A 16,853-nucleotide genomic window follows, 5' to 3' on the forward strand; every position below is an offset into this window, starting at 1 on the left:
GTCAGGTGGCAGCCTTGGCCGGCTGGTCCGCTTTCTCGGCGGCCGGCTTCACGGGCTTGGGGGTCTTGGGCGTCTTGTCCTTCTTCGGCTTCTTGGCGTTGTCGGTACCGCCGGTCTGACCGTCCTTCGCCGGGCCCTGCTTGGTGGTCGGATCGGTGCCAGGCTTGGGGTCCTGCTTGGGGTCGGTTGTGGTCTTGGTGCCGGTGGTCTTGGTGTCTGGCGTTGTGGTGTCGGTGGTCTTGGTGTCCGGCGTTGTGGTGTCAGTCGTCTTCGTGTCAGTGGCCGTGGCGTCCGGGGTCTTGGTGCGGCTGTCCTTCGGGACGGTGCCCTTGGGATCGGGCGTCGTCGACAGCTTCGATGTCGTGACGGGCGCGAGCTTGCTGTCCCCGGTCAGGGTGGAGGACACCGCTTTCGGCGCGCTCGACCCGGTGAGGGCCGCGACCGTCGTCGGTGCCGGGGCGGGGGTGGTCGCGGCGATCGGAAGCTGCACCTTGCCGCCGGTGATGTCGCTGATCGCGGCCTTGACGCCCTCGCCTGCGGCGTTGATCAGGTCGACCGTCAGCGTGATCGGGTTGATCAGCGGGATCAACCGGAACGGCGCCGGGACGCCCGGACTCAGGCTGCGGTCGTAGCCGGTGTCGATGAGGACGCGCAGTACGGGGGAGACCAGGTCGACCAACGGTTGGACGATGAAGCTGGTGTGGGTGAAGCCGCCGAACTCCAGGAACGGCCGGACCAGTGGCAGCGTCTTGGTCGGGATGGTGATGTAGGTGGTGTCGCCGTACACGGTCTGGTTCTTCGGGTCCGTGAGGGCTGCGTTCAGCTCTGCCGGGGTGTATTGGAGGTCGGGAATCTCGCCGACATCGCTGTTGGCGTTCGGTGCCAGGTAGGTGCCGTGGGTGTACACGAAACCGGCGATGGCGTTGAGGTCGGCGAGCAGGTTGATGGGGTACAGCGGGAAGTCGGAGACGCCGTCGTACTGGAACGCGATGTCGGTGGTCTTGATACCGGTGTTGGTGGGCGCCGGCAGGCCGAACGTGGCGTCCAGGATCGGCACCGTGCCCAGGAATGCGAGGCGTTCGAACAGGCCGCCGTTGGGCCGGTTGGTGTTGCCGATCATCACGAAGGACAACGCCGCCTTCTGGGCGTCGGTCAGGCCGGACAGGGTGGATTTCTCCCGGCTCACGATGTTGCCGCCCTGCGAGTAACCGAAGACGATGACGGGGTTGGCGGTCGTCGCCGTCGGGAGCGCGGCCATCAGTGCGGTATCGAGGTTGGCGATGCCCTCACCGGTCGAGACGTTCCACTTGGCGCCGGACAGGCCGCCCCAGCCGGCGAACGGGAACGGCCAGAACTGCGCGGGGTAATTGATGCCGGTCAGCGTGCAGTTGTTGGCCTGCGTGCACAGCGGGTTGAACGGGGCGATGTAGTAGTTGTCCGCGTTCTCCTTGTAGCCGGCCACGATGTTGGCGTTCGGCGTGCCGGTGCCCGGGACGATCAGCGCGGTCGCGGCCAGCGTGAACGCGGCCGTGACCATCGACACCACACCGAGCAGAACGGTGCTCAGCACCGTCAGCATCACGGCCACGGCTGCGGGAATGGTGCGTCCGAACGCGCGCATCGCCTCCCCCCCCTTTCGACTTCGCCGACCCCGATAATCGGCACCGGTTTCGCATCGTCGCATTGAGACCCGGCCGGTACCCGGTGTTTGCCGAAAATTTGTCGGGCGTGTCGATTTTTCGGTCTGCCCGCGCCGGGTGACGGTGGGTGAAATCACACCGCCGTGATACTGCTTGCGGGGCAAGGTCTTTCGTGGATCCGGCGGCCGGATCGGCGGTGATGGTCAGCGACGGGCACGGTTGGGCACTAAGCTTCGAACCAACATCGGTTGTGCACTCCTGCCAGGACGTGTCTGCCGATCACGTCGTGGAACGGCTGAGAGCCGTCAGTTCCCTCTGCACCAGCATTTCTCGCGGCGACCGATACTGCCGCCGGCATTGTCGACCCACCGTGCCGGAAAGGCTGTGTCCCTTCATGTCTACAGAACTATCGTCTTCGTTCGCTGAGCTCGGCGTCCCCGAGGCGCTCGTCACCTCGCTCGCCGGCCGCGGTATCGCCGCGCCGTTCCCGATCCAGGTCAGCACCCTGCCCGACACCCTGGCGGGCCGGGACGTGCTCGGCCGCGGCCGCACGGGCAGCGGCAAGACCTTGGCCTTCTCCATTCCTCTGGTGGCCCGGCTGGCCGGCTCGTCGCGACGCCCGTCGCGCCCCACGGGTCTGGTGCTGGCACCGACTCGTGAGCTGGCCACCCAGATCGCCGCCACCGTCGGACCCCTGGCCACCGCCGTCGGTCTGAAGGTCACCACGATCTTCGGTGGGGTGTCGCAGAACCGCCAGGTCGACGCGCTGCGTGGGGGCGTCGACATCGTCATCGCCTGCCCGGGCCGCCTCGAGGATCTGATGAAGCAGAAGCTCGTCAGCCTGGACGCCGTCCAGGTCACCGTGCTCGACGAGGCCGACCACATGGCCGACCTCGGCTTCCTGCCGGGCGTCACCCGCATCCTGGCGGCGACCCCCTCCGGCGGGCAGCGCATGTTGTTCTCCGCGACCCTGGACAACGGCGTCGACAAGCTGGTCCGCCGCTTCCTGTCCAACCCGATCACGCACTCGGTCGATGAGATCGACGCACCGCCGCCGGCCATGACCCACCACGTGTTCCACGTCTCCGGCGCTGCGGAGAAGAACGCCCTGGTGCACCGGTTGGCGTCCGGCACCGGCCGCCGCATCCTGTTCATGCGCACCAAGCACCAGGCCCGCAAGCTGGCCCGCCAGCTCACCGAGGCCGGCGTGCCGTCGGTCGACCTGCACGGAAACCTGTCGCAGCCGGCCCGCGACCGCAACCTCGCGGCGTTCAGCGCCGGCGAGGCACGCGTGCTCGTCGCCACCGACATCGCGGCGCGTGGTGTGCACGTCGATGAGGTCGAGCTGGTGGTCCACGTGGACCCGCCGGCCGAACACAAGGCGTACCTGCACCGTTCGGGACGCACCGCCCGCGCCGGCAGCGCCGGCGACGTCGTCACCGTGGTGCTGCCGGAGCAGCGCAAGGATGCCCAGCAATTGCTGCGCAAGGCGGGCATCACGGCCCGGCCGCAGGAAGTCGTCGCCGACTCGGCGCCGGTACAGGCACTGGTCGGCGAGATCGCGCCGTACCGGGCGCCCGCACCCAAGGAAGCTCCCGCGCCGCGCGGCGGCAACCGCCCGGCCAAGACGGCGACCGCGGGTCAGGCACAGCGCCGCCGCCGGCGTGCGGGTGGTCAGCAGGCCCCCGGGCGTGCGCAGTCGGGTCGTTCTCAGTCGGGGCGCGCCCAGTCCCGGTAATCGCAATCCGGCGACGCGCCGGCTGTGGGCCCCCTCACAACCAACCGCCCGGTTGGGATAAGTTGTTGCAAACTTATCCAGTACCGGAGGTCCCGCATGGGTGTCATCAAGTACGACCGCACGTTGTTCGAACCCGAGCACGAGCTGTTCCGGGAGTCGTACCGGGCGTTCCTGGACCGGCATGCCGAGCCCTACCGCGAGGAATGGGAGAAGGCCAAGATCGTCGACCGCGAGGTCTGGCGCGAGGCCGGTAAGCAGGGCTTTCTGGGTATGGCGGTGCCGGAGGAGTACGGCGGCGGCGGTAACCCGGACTTCCGCTACAACGTCATCGTCAGCGAGGAGACCGCGGCCGGACGGCACAGTGGTCTGGGCTTCACGCTGCAGAACGACGTCATCGCGCCGTATCTGCTCGAACTCACCAACGAGGAGCAGAAGCGCCGCTGGCTACCCGGGTTCTGCAGTGGTGAACTGATCTGTGCCATCGCCATGACCGAGCCGGGCACCGGTAGTGACCTGCAGGGCATCAAGACCCGCGCGGTAAAGGATGGCGACCACTACGTCCTCAATGGCTCGAAGACGTTCATCACCAACGGTATTCACGCGGACCTCGTGATCGTCGTCGCGCAGACCGATCCGGACAAGGGCGCGCAGGGCTTCAGCCTGCTGGTGGTCGAGCGCGGCATGGAGGGTTTCGAACGCGGCCGTCATCTCGACAAGATCGGTCTCGACGCGCAGGACACCGCGGAATTGTCGTTCACCGATGTCAGAGTCCCGGCCGAGAACCTGCTCGGGGTCGAGGGCATGGGATTCGTCTATCTGATGCAGAACCTGCCCCAAGAGCGCATTTCCATCGCCGTGATGGCCGCCGCAGCTATGGAGGCCGTTCTGGAATCGACGTTGCAATACGCGAAGGAGCGTAAAGCGTTCGGCAAGCCGATCGGCAGCTTCCAGAACAGTCGATTCGTGTTGGCCGAACTGGCAACAGAGGCCACCGCGGTGCGAATCATGGTCGACGAGTTCATTCGTCTGCATCTCGATCGAAAGCTGACAATCGACCAGGCCGCGATGGCCAAATGGTATTCGACAGAGGCGCAGGTTCGCCTGGTCGACCGGTGCCTGCAGCTGCACGGCGGCTACGGCTATATGCGCGAATATCCCATTGCGCGGGCATTCCTGGACTCGCGGATCCAGACCATCTACGGCGGCACCACCGAGATCATGAAGGAGATCATCGGCCGCGGATTGGGCGTTTAACTAATTGCCCACGCGAATTTATTCGCATATCCAACCGCGACACACTGGAGCGTTACTGCCGGATATCCCGCACGATGGGCATGAACTGAAGCAAAGTTGACAGAATCCTCTCAATCAAGAGAGTTTGTCTGACGGAATTTGTATCCGGAGTTTTGCCAACCGCGGGAGGAATTCGATGACCGGGCTGCGAACCCGTGGCGGACGGGCTGGTATCGGTGCCCTTTCGGTCGCGGTGGCATTGCTCATGGCTCCGACGGCGATCGCGACACCGGAAAGCGATGCCGCCGCCGCGGCGATCTCCCACACCTGGGATGCCGCCGGCGGTGACACGGGTGAGTTGGGTGCGAAAGACGGTGACGTTTACCAGGTCGGCGCGGGCTATGCGCAGAACTTCGCGAGCGGAAAGATTTATTTCACCGAGAACACCGGCGCACACCTGATCTACGGCCCGATTCTCGACAAGTATCAGGCTCTCGGCGGTGCCGCCGACAGCGACCTCGGCTTCCCGACCATCGACGAAGGCGCCGGCAAGGCGGCCGAGAGCCGGAACAGCACGTTCAGTGCGGCCGACAAGCCGGTCATCTTCTGGACGCCGGACAACGGCGCGTGGGTCGTGCGCGGTGCCATCAACGCTGCCTGGGACAAGCTCGGGGGGTCGGCGGGCACTCTCGGCGTACCGACCGCCGACGAGTCCTGGAAGGGCGACGTCGTCTCTCAGCCCTTCACCGGCGGTGAGGTGAGCTGGAACTCCAAGACCAAGGCGTTCAGCACAACACCCGCTGACCTGGCAGGCCAGCTGACCGGGCTCGACGTGCCGGGCGACGCGACGACGGCCATCGCCGCGGCACGCCGGGCGGCCGGTGGGCCGCAGGGTCCCCTCGGCGACGAGCAGGGTGCCCAGTACAAGGTTGGCGACGGCGTCGCGCAGAACTTTGCCGGCGGCACCATCTTCTACTCGGCCGCCAGCGGTGCCCATGCCGTCACGGGCGACGTGCTGGCCAAGTACCGCGCGGCCGGTGGGCCGCAAGGTGACCTCGGATTCCCGGCAAGCAACGAGACCGACGGCGGCATCTCGCCGACCAGCCGGGTCGCTACCTTCGCCGCGGCGGACAATCCGACCATCTTCTGGACCCCCGACCACGGCGCGTTCATCGTCCGTGGCGCGATGAACGCCGCATGGGCCAAGCTCGGCGGCGCCACCGGCAAGCTCGGCGCGCCGACCGCGGACCAGACGGCCAACGGCGACGTCACCAGCCAGAAGTTCACGGGTGGGTCGATCTCGTGGAACAAGTCGAGCCACGAGTTCAGTACTGAGCCGGCGGACCTGGCGTCGCAGTTGAGCGGTCTGCAGGTCCCCAGTGTCGACCTTCCGGGCGGCGTGAACGCGCAGCCCGAGGAGTCCGGCAAGTGGTACCAGTTCCACTGGTGGTGGCTGCTGGCCATCGTCCCGCTGTTGCTGGTGGTGTCGGGCATCGTGATCGCGACGCTGCTGCGGCGCCGGCGGCGGGCCGACCAGGATGTTTTCGACGAGCACGATACGTACGACTACGACGACCACGAGTTCGGTGACGGGGAGTACGGCGACCCGCAGTATGCGGACGACGGCGGCGACACCGAGTACGCCGCCGAACTCGCGCCCGAGACCGAGCATTTCGACGCTCCGCACGGCGGGCCAGAATTCCAGAGCAACCCGGACGTCATCGACACCGCGCCGACGGTGTACCCCGATTTCACGGCCGAGCAACCTGCGGACGAGGCGCCCGAGGGTGAGTCGGAGGGTGAGTCGACGGCGCAGGCCGAAGCCGAGGCCCAGCCTGTGGACGCTGCCGAGCCGGCTGAGCCCGCTGAGTCCGAGCCGGACGCTCACGAGCCCGCCGACGAGCCGACGGCATCGGTGCAACTTCCCGAGGCTCTGCGCCGCGGGGGCGCGGCGGCGGGCCTGACCGCGGCCGGGCTGGCAGGGTTCGCGGGCCTGCGGCCTCGAGACTCCGGCGACCGCGGGTGGGCTGCGCCGGCCGCCGCGGATGCCGGTGCCCCGGACGCTGACGTGCACGCGCCCGAGGAGCAGGTCGTCGATGCTGCGCCGGCCAAGGTCCCGGCGAGCGAACCACCGGGCGAACCGGCGGCCGAGCCGGGCGCGGACGCCGCGCCGGCAGAGGACACCGTGACGGCCGGTCCGGCCAGTGGCAGGCACCATGCCCTGGGCGCGGAGGAGCCCGAGACCGCGCAGATGTCGTTCCGCGTGGCGACCGGCGCGGAGCCGCCTGCCGGCTACGTCATCAAGGCCAACACAAAGTCGGGTCTGTACTGGGTGCCGGGTGCGCTCGGATACGACGACGCCGACGTCGAAATCTGGTTCGCCAGTGAGGAATTCGCGGTCACCAACGGATTCGTCCGAGGCTGACCGCGCCGACGGCCGAGCCCCGCTGCGAGCGACTGCAGCGGGGCTCACCTATTGGTCTGGCAGGCGTCAGATCTTGCGGATGACGGTCACGACCTTGCCGAGGATGACCGCGTCATTGCCCGGGATCGGGTCGAAGGCCGGGTTGTGCGGCATGAGCCACACCTGGCCCTTGGCGCGCTTGAAGGTCTTCACCGTGGCTTCACCGTCGATCATCGCCGCGACGATGTCCCCGTTGTCGGCCACATTCTGCTGGCGCACGACGACCCAGTCGCCGTCGCAGATCGCCGCGTCGATCATGGATTCGCCGACCACCTTCAGCAGGAACAACGAGCCCTCACCCACGAGCTCGCGGGGGAGCGGGAAGACGTCTTCGACGGCTTGCTCGGCGAGGATCGGGCCGCCCGCGGCGATCCGGCCGAGCACCGGCACGAAAGTCGGCTCGGGCAGCGCGTCCGAACCCGCCACATCGGTGGTGATGGCGGCGCCGGTCGAGTCGTCCGCGCCCCGGACGTCCACGGCTCGTGGGCGGTTCGGATCGCGGCGCAGATAGCCCTTCTTCTCCAGCGTGCGCAGCTGGTGGGCCACCGATGAGGTGGAGGTCAGGCCGACGGCATCGCCGATCTCGCGGATGCTGGGTGGGTAGCCGCGCGTCGTCACCGAGGTGCGGATGACGTCGAGGATGGTCCGCTGACGTTCTGTGAGGCTGCTGGCCCGGCCACCCGACCGGGATTCGGGGGTGCGATCGGTGCCGTCCGGGGTATCGGTGCTGTCGCTCATGTGGACGAATCTAGCCCAGTGCACACGATTGATCAAACATGTGTTCGAGATCGGGTCGATCGGCGTGTCGCGGCCGCGTCCCGCACGTGACGTGGCGAAAGCGAGGGCGAATCGGCGGAACGGAACTTGTCGGTGGGTCGTCGTATCGTTCGCAACAGTTCGATCACATGTTCTACCGTTCGAACATTTGGGCGATATAGTCGAACACAAGAGCGATCGAACCTATGTACGAACTCAGGAGAGGAACCGACATGACCGTCATCACCCGCGAGTACCCCACCGACGTCGTCGTCCGCACCGTGCCTCGGCGTGCAGACGTGAATCGTCACCGCCAGGCCCGGCTGCGGCCGGCCGGTTCCCGTCCCTCGGGTGCGGCGTTCCAGCATCGGGGCACGGGCGTGCTGAGCTCCCGTGCCTCGCACCGGCGCAACCCGGTCACGCCCTTGACCACGGTGCTGCTGGCTCTCGTCGCCGCGGGTATCACGGTGTGGCTGGGCCTGGTTGCGCAATTCGGAGAGGCTGTTCAGCCGACCGCATCGACCGCATCCGTACCCACGCAGCTGGCGGTGGTCCGGGTGCAGACCGGGGAGTCGATTCAGCAGGTCGCCCGGCGCGTGGCGCCCGACGCACCCGTCAGCGCCGTCGTCGACCGCATCAAGGAGCTCAACAAGCTGCCATCGGTGGCCCTGAACGCCGGGCAGACGCTGATCGCTCCGGTCGGCTGAGGACAGCCCGTGCGCACCTTGATCGGCACGGCGCCCGGCCGGGCCCGAGCGGCACGGGTAGGCTCGAGACCGTTCGAAACGGTCGATTGTCGGTGCGGCGAAGGAGCGGTGATGCACTGTCCGTTCTGCCGGCATCCGAACTCGCGCGTGGTCGATTCGCGCGAAGCTGACGAAGGGCAGGCGATTCGTCGTCGCCGGTCATGCCCGGAATGCGGCCGCCGGTTCACCACGGTGGAGACCGCTGTGGTCGCGGTGGTCAAACGAAGCGGCGTCACCGAACCGTTCAGTCGGGACAAGGTGATCAAAGGCGTACGGCGCGCGTGCCAGGGTCGGCAGGTCGACGACGACGCCCTGAACCAATTGGCCCAGAAGGTCGAAGATGCGGTGCGGGCCACCGGATCTCCCGAAGTGCCGAGCCATGAGGTCGGATTGGCGATCCTCGGTCCTCTGCGCGATCTCGATGAGGTCGCCTATCTGCGATTCGCCTCGGTGTATCGCTCGTTCTCGTCCGCCGAGGACTTCGAACGCGAAATCGAGGCGTTGCGAGCACACCGCGGCGTGACGTCGCCGGGCTGACCGCCGTTAGGTCGCGCTGCGTTCGTCGGTCTCCATGGCGTCGAGAACCGCGAACTTCGTATCGCGCGGGGCGTCGATCGACTTCGCGGTGACGCCGGTCTGCAGGAGTCCGCGCAGGGCATCACGGTCGTAGACCGACGGCGCGGTCGTGTCGATGAATTCCTCGATGAGCTTCACGAACCGATCGGGGTCGTCATGAAATGGGAAATGTCCCGAGTTGTCGAAGAACTCCAGCCGCGAACCCGGCATCGCCGCATGTGCCAGTGCTCCGTGGGCGGCCGGGATCACGGCATCCTGGGTACCCCAAACCAATTGCACCGGAATGGCTTCGGTCAAATAACATCGGTCCAGCATTGTGACCACCTGGCCGCGCCAGTCGACCACCGCACGCAGGGTCCGGGCGAAGGCAGACGAGGCCTTGGGTTCGGGCAGGTCGTTGAGGATCCGCAGCATGTTCGGCAGGTCGTGACCCAGACCGGTCGACCCGAGCAGCGCGCCGCCAAGGCGCCCGGCGAGCTGAAGCGCGGGCAAAACCAACGGGATTCGCAACAGCGCCAGCGCTTCGGTGCCCAATGGCAGCGCCGCGAGCCGCAATGCGATGTTCACGTCGCGCGTCACGCCGCCGGCACCGACCAGCACCAGGCGCTCGATCAACTGCGGGAACTGATAGGCGAACTGCATGGCCACGCCACCGCCCAGCGAATGGCCGACGACCGTCACCCGTTCGATGTCCAGCACGCTGAGCAGGTCGCGCATGCCGTTGGCGTACGCCGCCACCGAGTAGTCGGCGCGCGGCTTGTCGGACTGACCGTGGCCCAGCAGGTCGGGGGCAATGACGGTGAAGCGCTGGGCGAGGCGTGTCTGCACGGTTTCCCAGGTCGTGGAGTTGTCGCCGATACCGTGGATCAGCAGGATCGCCGGACCGGAGCCGGCCACCCGATAAGCCCGCCGGTAACCGTGGATTGTCCGGTACTCCAGGCGGGGTGTCACGTCACGGACAGAATGCAGGGTGGGCTTTCCGTCGGGCATCGTCCGAGCTCCTTCCCATCGTGTCGGCGAGGCCGACCACGTGGTCAGTCGCCGTCGGTGCCGTCGTCGCCGGGGCGGGAATCGGGGAAACCGTCGCCGGACTGTTCGGCGAGGAACTGTTCGAACTGTGCGCCGAGTTCGTCGCCGCTGGGTAGTTCCTCGTCACGTGCCAGCAACGACCGATTCTCCTGAGCAGCGACGAACGAATCGTACTGTTGTTCCAGTGCAGTGACCACTTGAGCGACTTCAGAGCTGGCCTCCACCTGCTCACTGATCTTCGTGTACACCTCGGCGCCCGCCTCGGACAGCGCGTGCAGCGGAATCTGCAGCGACGCGATCCGGGAGACCTCGCCGAGCAGGGCCTCGGCGGCCGGCGGATAGGCGGTCTGCGCCAGGTAGTGCGGCACGTGCACGGTGAAGCCCAGCGCTTCGTGGCCGTGCTGGATCATCCGGTACTCCAACAGGTTCGACACACTGGCCGGAACCTGGACCTCGCCGACCCACGGTGTGTGGTCCGCGATCAGCTCCTTGTTGCCGGCATGCGCGGTCATGGTGACGGGCCGGGTGTGCGGCACCGCCATCGGGATGGCACCGAGTCCGATGACCTGGCGGACGCCGAGCCGTTCGGACAACAGCCGCACCGCCGTGATGAAGCGCTCCCAGCGCAGGTCCGGTTCCATGCCGGCGAGCAGCAGGAACGGCGTCCCGGCGGTGTCGTGCAGGGCGTACAGGTTCAGCTCGGGATCGTCGTACTTGGTGAAGTGATCGGTGGTGAACGTCATCAGCGGCCGGCGCGACCGGTAGTCCAGCAGTTCGTCGATGGCGAACGAGGCGACCAATTCGGTGTCGAGCGTGTTCTTCAGGTGCTCGGCGGCCAGGCGGATGGCGTGGCCGGCATCGGAAAAGCCTTCGAGGGCATGGACCATCACCGGACCCCGGCCGTCGGCGGCCGACAACTGGGGCGCGGGGAACTCCAGCTCGTACATGCCGCTCTGCTCGGGCTGGTACTGCTGGCCCTGACGGTCGCCGGGCCGCTGGTCGCTCGCGTCGGGCGACTGCCCGTGATGCTCGCTCACCTTCACACTCCTTGCCGTACTGCCTCATCCCACGTCTCGCCGTGGGATGCATCTCCTACAAGTGTCCCGCATTCTTACCTTGTTCCCCGTGCCACCCCGCAGTACGCCATGGTGCACCAGGTGCTGCTCTGACAGTGGGTATCGGGCAAGATCGGACAGATGGTGGGCACCCGACTGGTCGTGAGCGCGTTCGTCGCGCTGCTGGCCACTGCATGCACCCCACCCTTGATCAAGGCCGATCCCCGTACCGGCGACGTGGGGATGGTCGCGCCGGGTCCGGCTGCGGTCCCGGGGCCGCGCCCGGACCCGCGCGTCGGAGCGGTGTTCCTCGGCAGCGATTCCGTGCATACCTGCAGTGGCGCGGTGCTCGATTCGCTGGCCGGGAACCTGATCATCACGGCCGCGCACTGCCTGGATGCGTCGTACGATGCGACGTTCGCACCCGGCTACCGCGGCGGCGTCCCGGCGGACTTCTGGCACATCGACGCGGTGTATCTCGACCCGCGGTGGGTGCGACGGCAGGACCCTGCCGCGGACTTCGCGATCGCCCGGGTCAGCCACGGCGGCACCGCCACCACCGACACGTTGGAGCATCGCACGGGCGGCGGCTTCGTCCTCGGCGTGGCGCCGGGCCAGGACGTTCCGATCACGGTGACGGGATACCCGCTCGGTGACGGCGGGGTCCAGATCAGCTGCAGCGGTCCGACATCACGTCCGGACCGCGGTTTCCCGGCGTTGCGTTGTCCCGGATTGGTGGACGGGACCAGCGGCTCGCCGTGGGTGTCGGCGGCCGAGGTGAGGGGAGTGGTCGGGGGCCTACAGGGCGGCGGGTGCAGCAGCAACGAGCTGTCGTACTCATCGCCGTTCGACGTGCAGGTCCAGGTGCTGTTTCAGCGGGCGCAGGAGGGCGGCCCCGCCGATCAGGCCAGCGGCGCCCCAGACGACGGCTGCAGCAGCTAGATCTTGAACTGGTTCAGCGCCCGCAGCTTGTTCATCACGTCGAGCGCGGCGACCTTGTAGGCCTCGGAGAAGGTCGGGTAGTTGAAGACCGCGTCGACCAGGTACTCGACGGTCCCGCCGCAGCCCATGACGGCCTGGCCGATGTGGACCAGTTCGGTGGCGTTGGAACCGAAGATGTGCACGCCGAGCAGGGTGAGGTCCTCGGTGGACACCAGCAGTTTCAGCATGCCGTAGGAGTCGCCGGCGATCTGCCCACGGGCCAGCTCCCGATAGCGGGATACGCCGACCTCGTAGGGGATCGAGCTGTCGGTGAGGTCGACCTCGGTGGCGCCGACGTACGACACCTCGGGAATGGAGTAGATGCCGATCGGTTGCAGGTCGGTCATGCCCTTACACGGTTCGCCGAAGGCGTGGTAGGCCGCCAGTCGGCCCTGGTCCATCGAGGTCGCGGCAAGCGCGGGGAAGCCGATGACATCACCCACGGCATAGATGTGGTCGACCTTCGTCTGGTAGTTGTCGTCGACGAAAATCCGCCCGCGGCTGTCGATTTCGAGGCCGGCCTGGGCCACATCGAGGTCCTGGGTCTGCCCCTGCCGGCCTGCCGAGTACATGACGGTCTCGGCAGGGATCTGCTTGCCACTGGCCAGCGTCGTGAGGGTGCCGGAGGGGCCGACGTCCACGGCGGTCACCTCCTCGCCGAAGCGGAAGGTCACCGCGAGATCCCGCAGGTGGAACTTCAGGGACTCGATGATCTCGGAATCGCAGAAGTCCAGCATCGTCGGACGTTTCTCGATGACGGTCACCTTGGTCCCGAGCGCGGCGAACATGGACGCGTACTCGATGCCGATCACTCCGGCGCCCACCACGACCATCGACTGCGGCAGGCTCTTGAGGTCCAGAATGCCGTCGGAGTCCAGGACGCGCTCTTCGTCGAACGTCACGCCGGGCGGGTGAGCCGGCGTGGTACCGGTCGCGATGACGATGTAGCGCGCCGTGATGCTGATGTTCTCGTCGCGGGTGGGGTCTTCGATGACCAGGGTGCGCGGATCCGCGAAGCGACCGTGGCCTTCGAACAGCTCGACCCCGTTGCGCAGCAGCTGGTTGCGGACCACGTCTTGTTCCCGGCCGATGACGTGGGTGGTACGGCGCAGCAGGTCGGCCGGCGTGATTCGTTCCTTGACGCGGTAGCTGGATCCGTACAGCTCGCGCTGGGTCATCCCAGTGAGGTAGACGACCGCCTCACGCAGCGTCTTCGACGGGATGGTCCCGGTATTGACGCAGACGCCGCCGAGCATGCGTCCGCGTTCGATGACCGCGACAGATTTTCCCAGCTTGGCGGCCGCGATGGCGGCCTTCTGCCCACCTGGCCCGGACCCGATGACAACGAGGTCGAACTCCTGCATGGAACCCATGACAGCCAGGTTGGCACGGTGCGCGCGATCACGCAGCCCGATCATCGGCGAACTTTGCGGAAACACCTCGGGCGGGCCGGTTGTCCACAGATCCGAGTTCATCCACAGCGCGCTCCGCCGGCCGCATCGCCCGGGGATTCCTGACGGACCGCGCTGCCACGTTCTGAGCATGACAACTTTCAGCTCATTCGATTTCCAACTGAACCGGCCCGGCGCTCTGATTGCTGCGGTTCCCGCTGTTCTGGGCTTTGCGCCGGAGAAATCACTGGTGCTCGTCACCGTCATCGGCGGCGAGATGGGCGCGGTGTTGAGGGTGGACCTGTCCGAAGGATTCTTCAGCGCCTTGCCCGCCGCACTCGGACATCTCTCCGACATGGCCGCCGCGGCGGATGCGGATGCTGCCGTCGCGGTAATCGTGGACGAGGCGAGCGTCGACTGCCCGATGTGCGCCGACCTCTACCGCGAAGTGAGCCACGAACTCGACGAGGCGTTGTCCGATCACGGCATCGAGCTGTTCGCCGTCCACGTGGTCGACCGGGTGGCAGCCGGTGGCCGATGGTACTGCGCCGACGGTTGCGGGAACGCCGGCGTGGTCGAGGATCCGGAGTCGTCACCTGTCACCATGGCCGCGGTGCTCGACGGCAGGCGCCTCTATGCCCGGCGCGCGGACCTCGTCGACGTCGTCGCGGTCACCGATCCTGAGCGTGCTGAAGCGCTGCGGTCGGCCATCGAAAAACGTGCTGCGCCAGTGGATAACCCGGGTCGCCCGGATTCCGAGGTGCGCGCCGACGTCGAGCATGCCGTGGCCTGCGCAAGCGGTTCGCCCGACGGGTCACCGCTGACCGATGACGACGCGGTGCGCCTGGCCTGCGCGGTGGCGGACTCGCGGGTGCGGGACACGCTGTATGCCTTGGCGGTAGGGGAGAACGCCGCGTCTGCCGAGTCGGTGTGGGCGACGCTGACACGCATGTTGCCCGCGCCGTGGCGCGTCGAGGCGCTGGTGTTGCTGGCCTTCAGTGCCTACGCCCGCGGTGACGGCCCGCTCGCCGGGGTCGCGTTGCAGGCGGCGCTGGACGTCGACAGCGGGCACCGGATGGCCGGCATGCTCGATATGGCGTTGCAGTCCGGCATGCGCCCGGACCGGATCCGGGAACTGGCGCTCACCGGGTACAAGCTGGCGGAGCGCCTCGGCGTGCAGATGCCTCCGCGCAAGATCTTCGGCAGGTCGGCGTGACGGGTCGAGGCGGGCGAGCGGAACTTTGTGGTCAGACCTTTTCGACCCTGACCGCATGCGCCATGTGATGCGGCAGTTCGACCTGTTCGTGTCCGGGGATGACGATCAGGACGCTGCCGTGCTCGGTGGCCTGCACCGTGACGCGCGCGTTCGGGACAACCCCGGCGTCTTTGAGCCGCGCGATCAAATCGGCGTCGCCCTGGACGTGTTCGGTCAGCTGGCGTACCCGGACGGCGACCGGGAACCCGGTGGGCAGCTCGGTGAGCCGGACGAGGCTGACGTCGGAGTCGCCGGTCGGCATGACGCCGAGTTCGGCGAGGCCCGGGATCGGGTTGCCGAACGGGGACGTGGTCGGGTTGTCGAGTACCTGGACCAGGCGGCGTTCGACGTCCTCGCTCATCACGTGTTCCCAACGGCACGCCTCGGCATGCACTTCTTCCCACGGCAGGCCGATCACGTCGACCAGCAGCCGCTCGGCAAGCCGGTGCTTGCGCATCACCGATACCGCCAGCGAGCGGCCCTTGTCGGTCAGTTCCAGGTGGCGATCACCGGCGACGTGCAGCAGGCCGTCGCGCTCCATCCGCGATACCGTCTGGCTGACGGTGGGGCCGCTCTGCTCGAGTCGTTCGGCAATGCGCGCACGCAGCGGCACCACGCCCTCTTCTTCGAGGTCGTAGATCGTCCGCAGGTACATCTCGGTCGTATCGATCAGATCGTTCATGCCAAATCCTCCAGGCCTCCGCCGCGTGCCAGCTTACCGGTTTGGCCGGGTCAGGCAGGCATCCACCACGGCGCAGCGGCGGCGTGGTGCGGGTAGCGATCGGCAACGACCGGATGGGGCACCGAAAACGGTGCCCGCCGGAGCAGCCGGCGGGCACCAGGGGTGTGCAGTTATGGGTGTGCGGTCAGCTCGCGTAGGCCCGCAACCGTTCGGCACGCTCGCCGTTGCGGAGCTTCGACATGACCTCGCGCTCGATCTGCCGGACCCGCTCACGCGACAGGCCGAACAGCTTGCCGATCTGGTCCAGCGTGCGGGGCTGACCGTCGTCGAGGCCGAACCGCAGCCGGATCACCTGCTGTTCGCGCTCGTCCAAGGTGGCCAGCACGTGCCGGATGTCCGTGTGCAGCAGCTCCGAGATCACGGCGTTCTCGGCGGAGAGCGCCTCGGAGTCCTCGATGAAGTCGCCGAGCGGGGCTTCCTCGTCGGTGCCGACCGGCATGTCCAGGCTCACCGGGTCGCGGCTGTGCTCGAGGAGGTCGTTGATCTTCTCGACCGGGATGCCCGACTCTTCGGCGAGCTCTTCGTCGGTGGCTTCACGGCCCAGGCTCTGGTGCATTTCGCGCTTGATCCGCGCCAGCTTGTTGACCTGCTCCACGAGGTGGACGGGCAGCCGGATGGTGCGGCTCTGGTCGGCCATGCCGCGGGTGATCGCCTGACGAATCCACCAGGTGGCGTACGTCGAGAACTTGAAGCCCTTGGCGTAGTCGAACTTCTCCATTGCCCGGATGAGGCCGAGGTTGCCTTCCTGGATGAGGTCGAGCAGCGGCATGCCACGGCCGGTGTAGCGCTTGGCCAGCGAGACCACGAGGCGCAGGTTGGCTTCGAGCAAATGCCGGCGCGCGGCCTCGCCGTCGCGGACGACGGCCGCCAGGTCGCGCTTGCGGTTGTCGCCGAGTCGCTTCTTGGTCTCCAGCAGATGCGCCGCGTACAGGCCCGCCTCGATCCGCTTGGCCAGTTCCACCTCGTCCTCGGCATTGAGCAGGGCGGTCTTACCGATGCCGTTCAGGTAGACGCGCACCAGGTCCGCGGCGGGACTCTGGGCGTCAAGGTCGGAATCGATACGGCTTGTGGTGGCTTTTGCCATTTGCGGCCTCCTGCTCGTGCTCAGCTCGAACTGTCACTTGCTTCAACGCGGAAGCAGCAGGAGAAGTTCCCGAAGTCTTCTCTGTGCATGGCCTCTGACCTGCGGTTTTTCGCGGTCGACCTGAGAATGTCCTTAGAAAGGAGAAAGAATGAAACTCAGGTGG

14 protein-coding genes are annotated in these 16,853 nt (G+C 67.2%); 7 read left to right on the top strand and 7 right to left on the bottom strand.

The genetic code is table 11. From position 1 onward, the window contains the following. Position 1 precedes the first annotated feature (1 nt). Positions 2-1,621 carry a PE-PPE domain-containing protein gene (locus AC3WTE_RS02320; RefSeq protein ID WP_492435305.1) on the bottom strand — a complete coding sequence of 540 codons (1,620 nt, stop codon included), beginning with the start codon at positions 1,619-1,621 and terminating at the stop codon, positions 2-4. 413 nt (positions 1,622-2,034) lie between these two features. Here AC3WTE_RS02320 and AC3WTE_RS02325 point away from each other — a divergent pair, with 413 nt between their 5' ends. From AC3WTE_RS02325 to AC3WTE_RS02335, 3 genes are all read left to right on the top strand, one after another. Next, positions 2,035-3,378, top strand: a complete 1,344-nt coding sequence (locus AC3WTE_RS02325; protein WP_492435307.1) for a DEAD/DEAH box helicase — start codon at positions 2,035-2,037, stop codon at positions 3,376-3,378. Positions 3,379-3,474: 96 nt separating this feature from the next. Further along, positions 3,475-4,632 carry an acyl-CoA dehydrogenase family protein gene (locus AC3WTE_RS02330; protein WP_492435308.1) on the top strand — a complete coding sequence of 386 codons (1,158 nt, stop codon included), beginning with the start codon at positions 3,475-3,477 and terminating at the stop codon, positions 4,630-4,632. A gap of 175 nt (positions 4,633-4,807) precedes the next feature. Then, positions 4,808-7,036: an LGFP repeat-containing protein gene (locus tag AC3WTE_RS02335; RefSeq protein WP_492435310.1), complete on the top strand. Its 2,229-nt coding sequence runs from the start codon at positions 4,808-4,810 to the stop codon at positions 7,034-7,036. 66 nt (positions 7,037-7,102) lie between these two features. On the opposite strand, the gene lexA is transcribed toward AC3WTE_RS02335, so the two are convergent. Further along, positions 7,103-7,813, bottom strand: a complete 711-nt coding sequence (lexA, locus tag AC3WTE_RS02340) for a transcriptional repressor LexA (protein ID WP_492435312.1) — start codon at positions 7,811-7,813, stop codon at positions 7,103-7,105. A gap of 251 nt (positions 7,814-8,064) precedes the next feature. Here lexA and AC3WTE_RS02345 point away from each other — a divergent pair, with 251 nt between their 5' ends. Together AC3WTE_RS02345 and nrdR are read left to right on the top strand one after the other, a co-directional pair. Beyond that, complete coding sequence (locus AC3WTE_RS02345) at positions 8,065-8,538, top strand: LysM peptidoglycan-binding domain-containing protein (RefSeq protein ID WP_492435314.1); 474 nt, start codon at positions 8,065-8,067, stop codon at positions 8,536-8,538. A 111-nt stretch (positions 8,539-8,649) separates the two neighbouring features. After that, positions 8,650-9,114 (top strand): transcriptional regulator NrdR, encoded by a 465-nt coding sequence (gene nrdR, locus AC3WTE_RS02350; RefSeq protein ID WP_043393836.1) that lies wholly within the window; start codon positions 8,650-8,652, stop codon positions 9,112-9,114. 6 nt (positions 9,115-9,120) lie between these two features. On the opposite strand, the gene AC3WTE_RS02355 is transcribed toward nrdR, so the two are convergent. Together AC3WTE_RS02355 and AC3WTE_RS02360 are read right to left on the bottom strand one after the other, a co-directional pair. Continuing rightward, positions 9,121-10,143, bottom strand: a complete 1,023-nt coding sequence (locus AC3WTE_RS02355) for an alpha/beta fold hydrolase (RefSeq protein ID WP_492435316.1) — start codon at positions 10,141-10,143, stop codon at positions 9,121-9,123. A 44-nt stretch (positions 10,144-10,187) separates the two neighbouring features. Beyond that, a complete protein-coding gene (locus AC3WTE_RS02360) occupies positions 10,188-11,129 on the bottom strand; it encodes a proteasome assembly chaperone family protein (protein ID WP_492435492.1) in 942 nt (313 codons plus the stop codon). Between the two features lie 249 nt (positions 11,130-11,378). Here AC3WTE_RS02360 and AC3WTE_RS02365 point away from each other — a divergent pair, with 249 nt between their 5' ends. Next, positions 11,379-12,179 (top strand): trypsin-like serine peptidase, encoded by an 801-nt coding sequence (locus AC3WTE_RS02365; RefSeq protein WP_492435318.1) that lies wholly within the window; start codon positions 11,379-11,381, stop codon positions 12,177-12,179. Here AC3WTE_RS02365 and sthA read toward each other — a convergent pair. Then, positions 12,176-13,582, bottom strand: coding sequence for a Si-specific NAD(P)(+) transhydrogenase (gene sthA / locus AC3WTE_RS02370; protein WP_492435494.1), 1,407 nt, complete (start codon positions 13,580-13,582; stop codon positions 12,176-12,178). The two genes, AC3WTE_RS02365 and sthA, sit on opposite strands and share 4 nt — an antisense overlap. 178 nt (positions 13,583-13,760) lie before the next feature. On the opposite strand from sthA, the gene AC3WTE_RS02375 reads away from it, so the two are divergent. Beyond that, positions 13,761-14,825 carry a DUF4192 domain-containing protein gene (locus AC3WTE_RS02375; RefSeq protein WP_492435320.1) on the top strand — a complete coding sequence of 355 codons (1,065 nt, stop codon included), beginning with the start codon at positions 13,761-13,763 and terminating at the stop codon, positions 14,823-14,825. A gap of 31 nt (positions 14,826-14,856) precedes the next feature. On the opposite strand, the gene AC3WTE_RS02380 is transcribed toward AC3WTE_RS02375, so the two are convergent. Together AC3WTE_RS02380 and AC3WTE_RS02385 are read right to left on the bottom strand one after the other, a co-directional pair. Further along, complete coding sequence (locus AC3WTE_RS02380) at positions 14,857-15,546, bottom strand: iron-dependent transcriptional repressor DtxR (RefSeq protein WP_459369761.1); 690 nt, start codon at positions 15,544-15,546, stop codon at positions 14,857-14,859. A gap of 184 nt (positions 15,547-15,730) precedes the next feature. After that, entirely contained in the window at positions 15,731-16,690 is a 960-nt protein-coding gene (locus tag AC3WTE_RS02385) for a sigma-70 family RNA polymerase sigma factor (protein WP_459369762.1), read from the bottom strand. Positions 16,691-16,853: the final 163 nt, after the last annotated feature.

The sequence above is a fragment of the Mycobacterium sp. FW102-FHT13B02 genome, assembly GCF_058790275.1.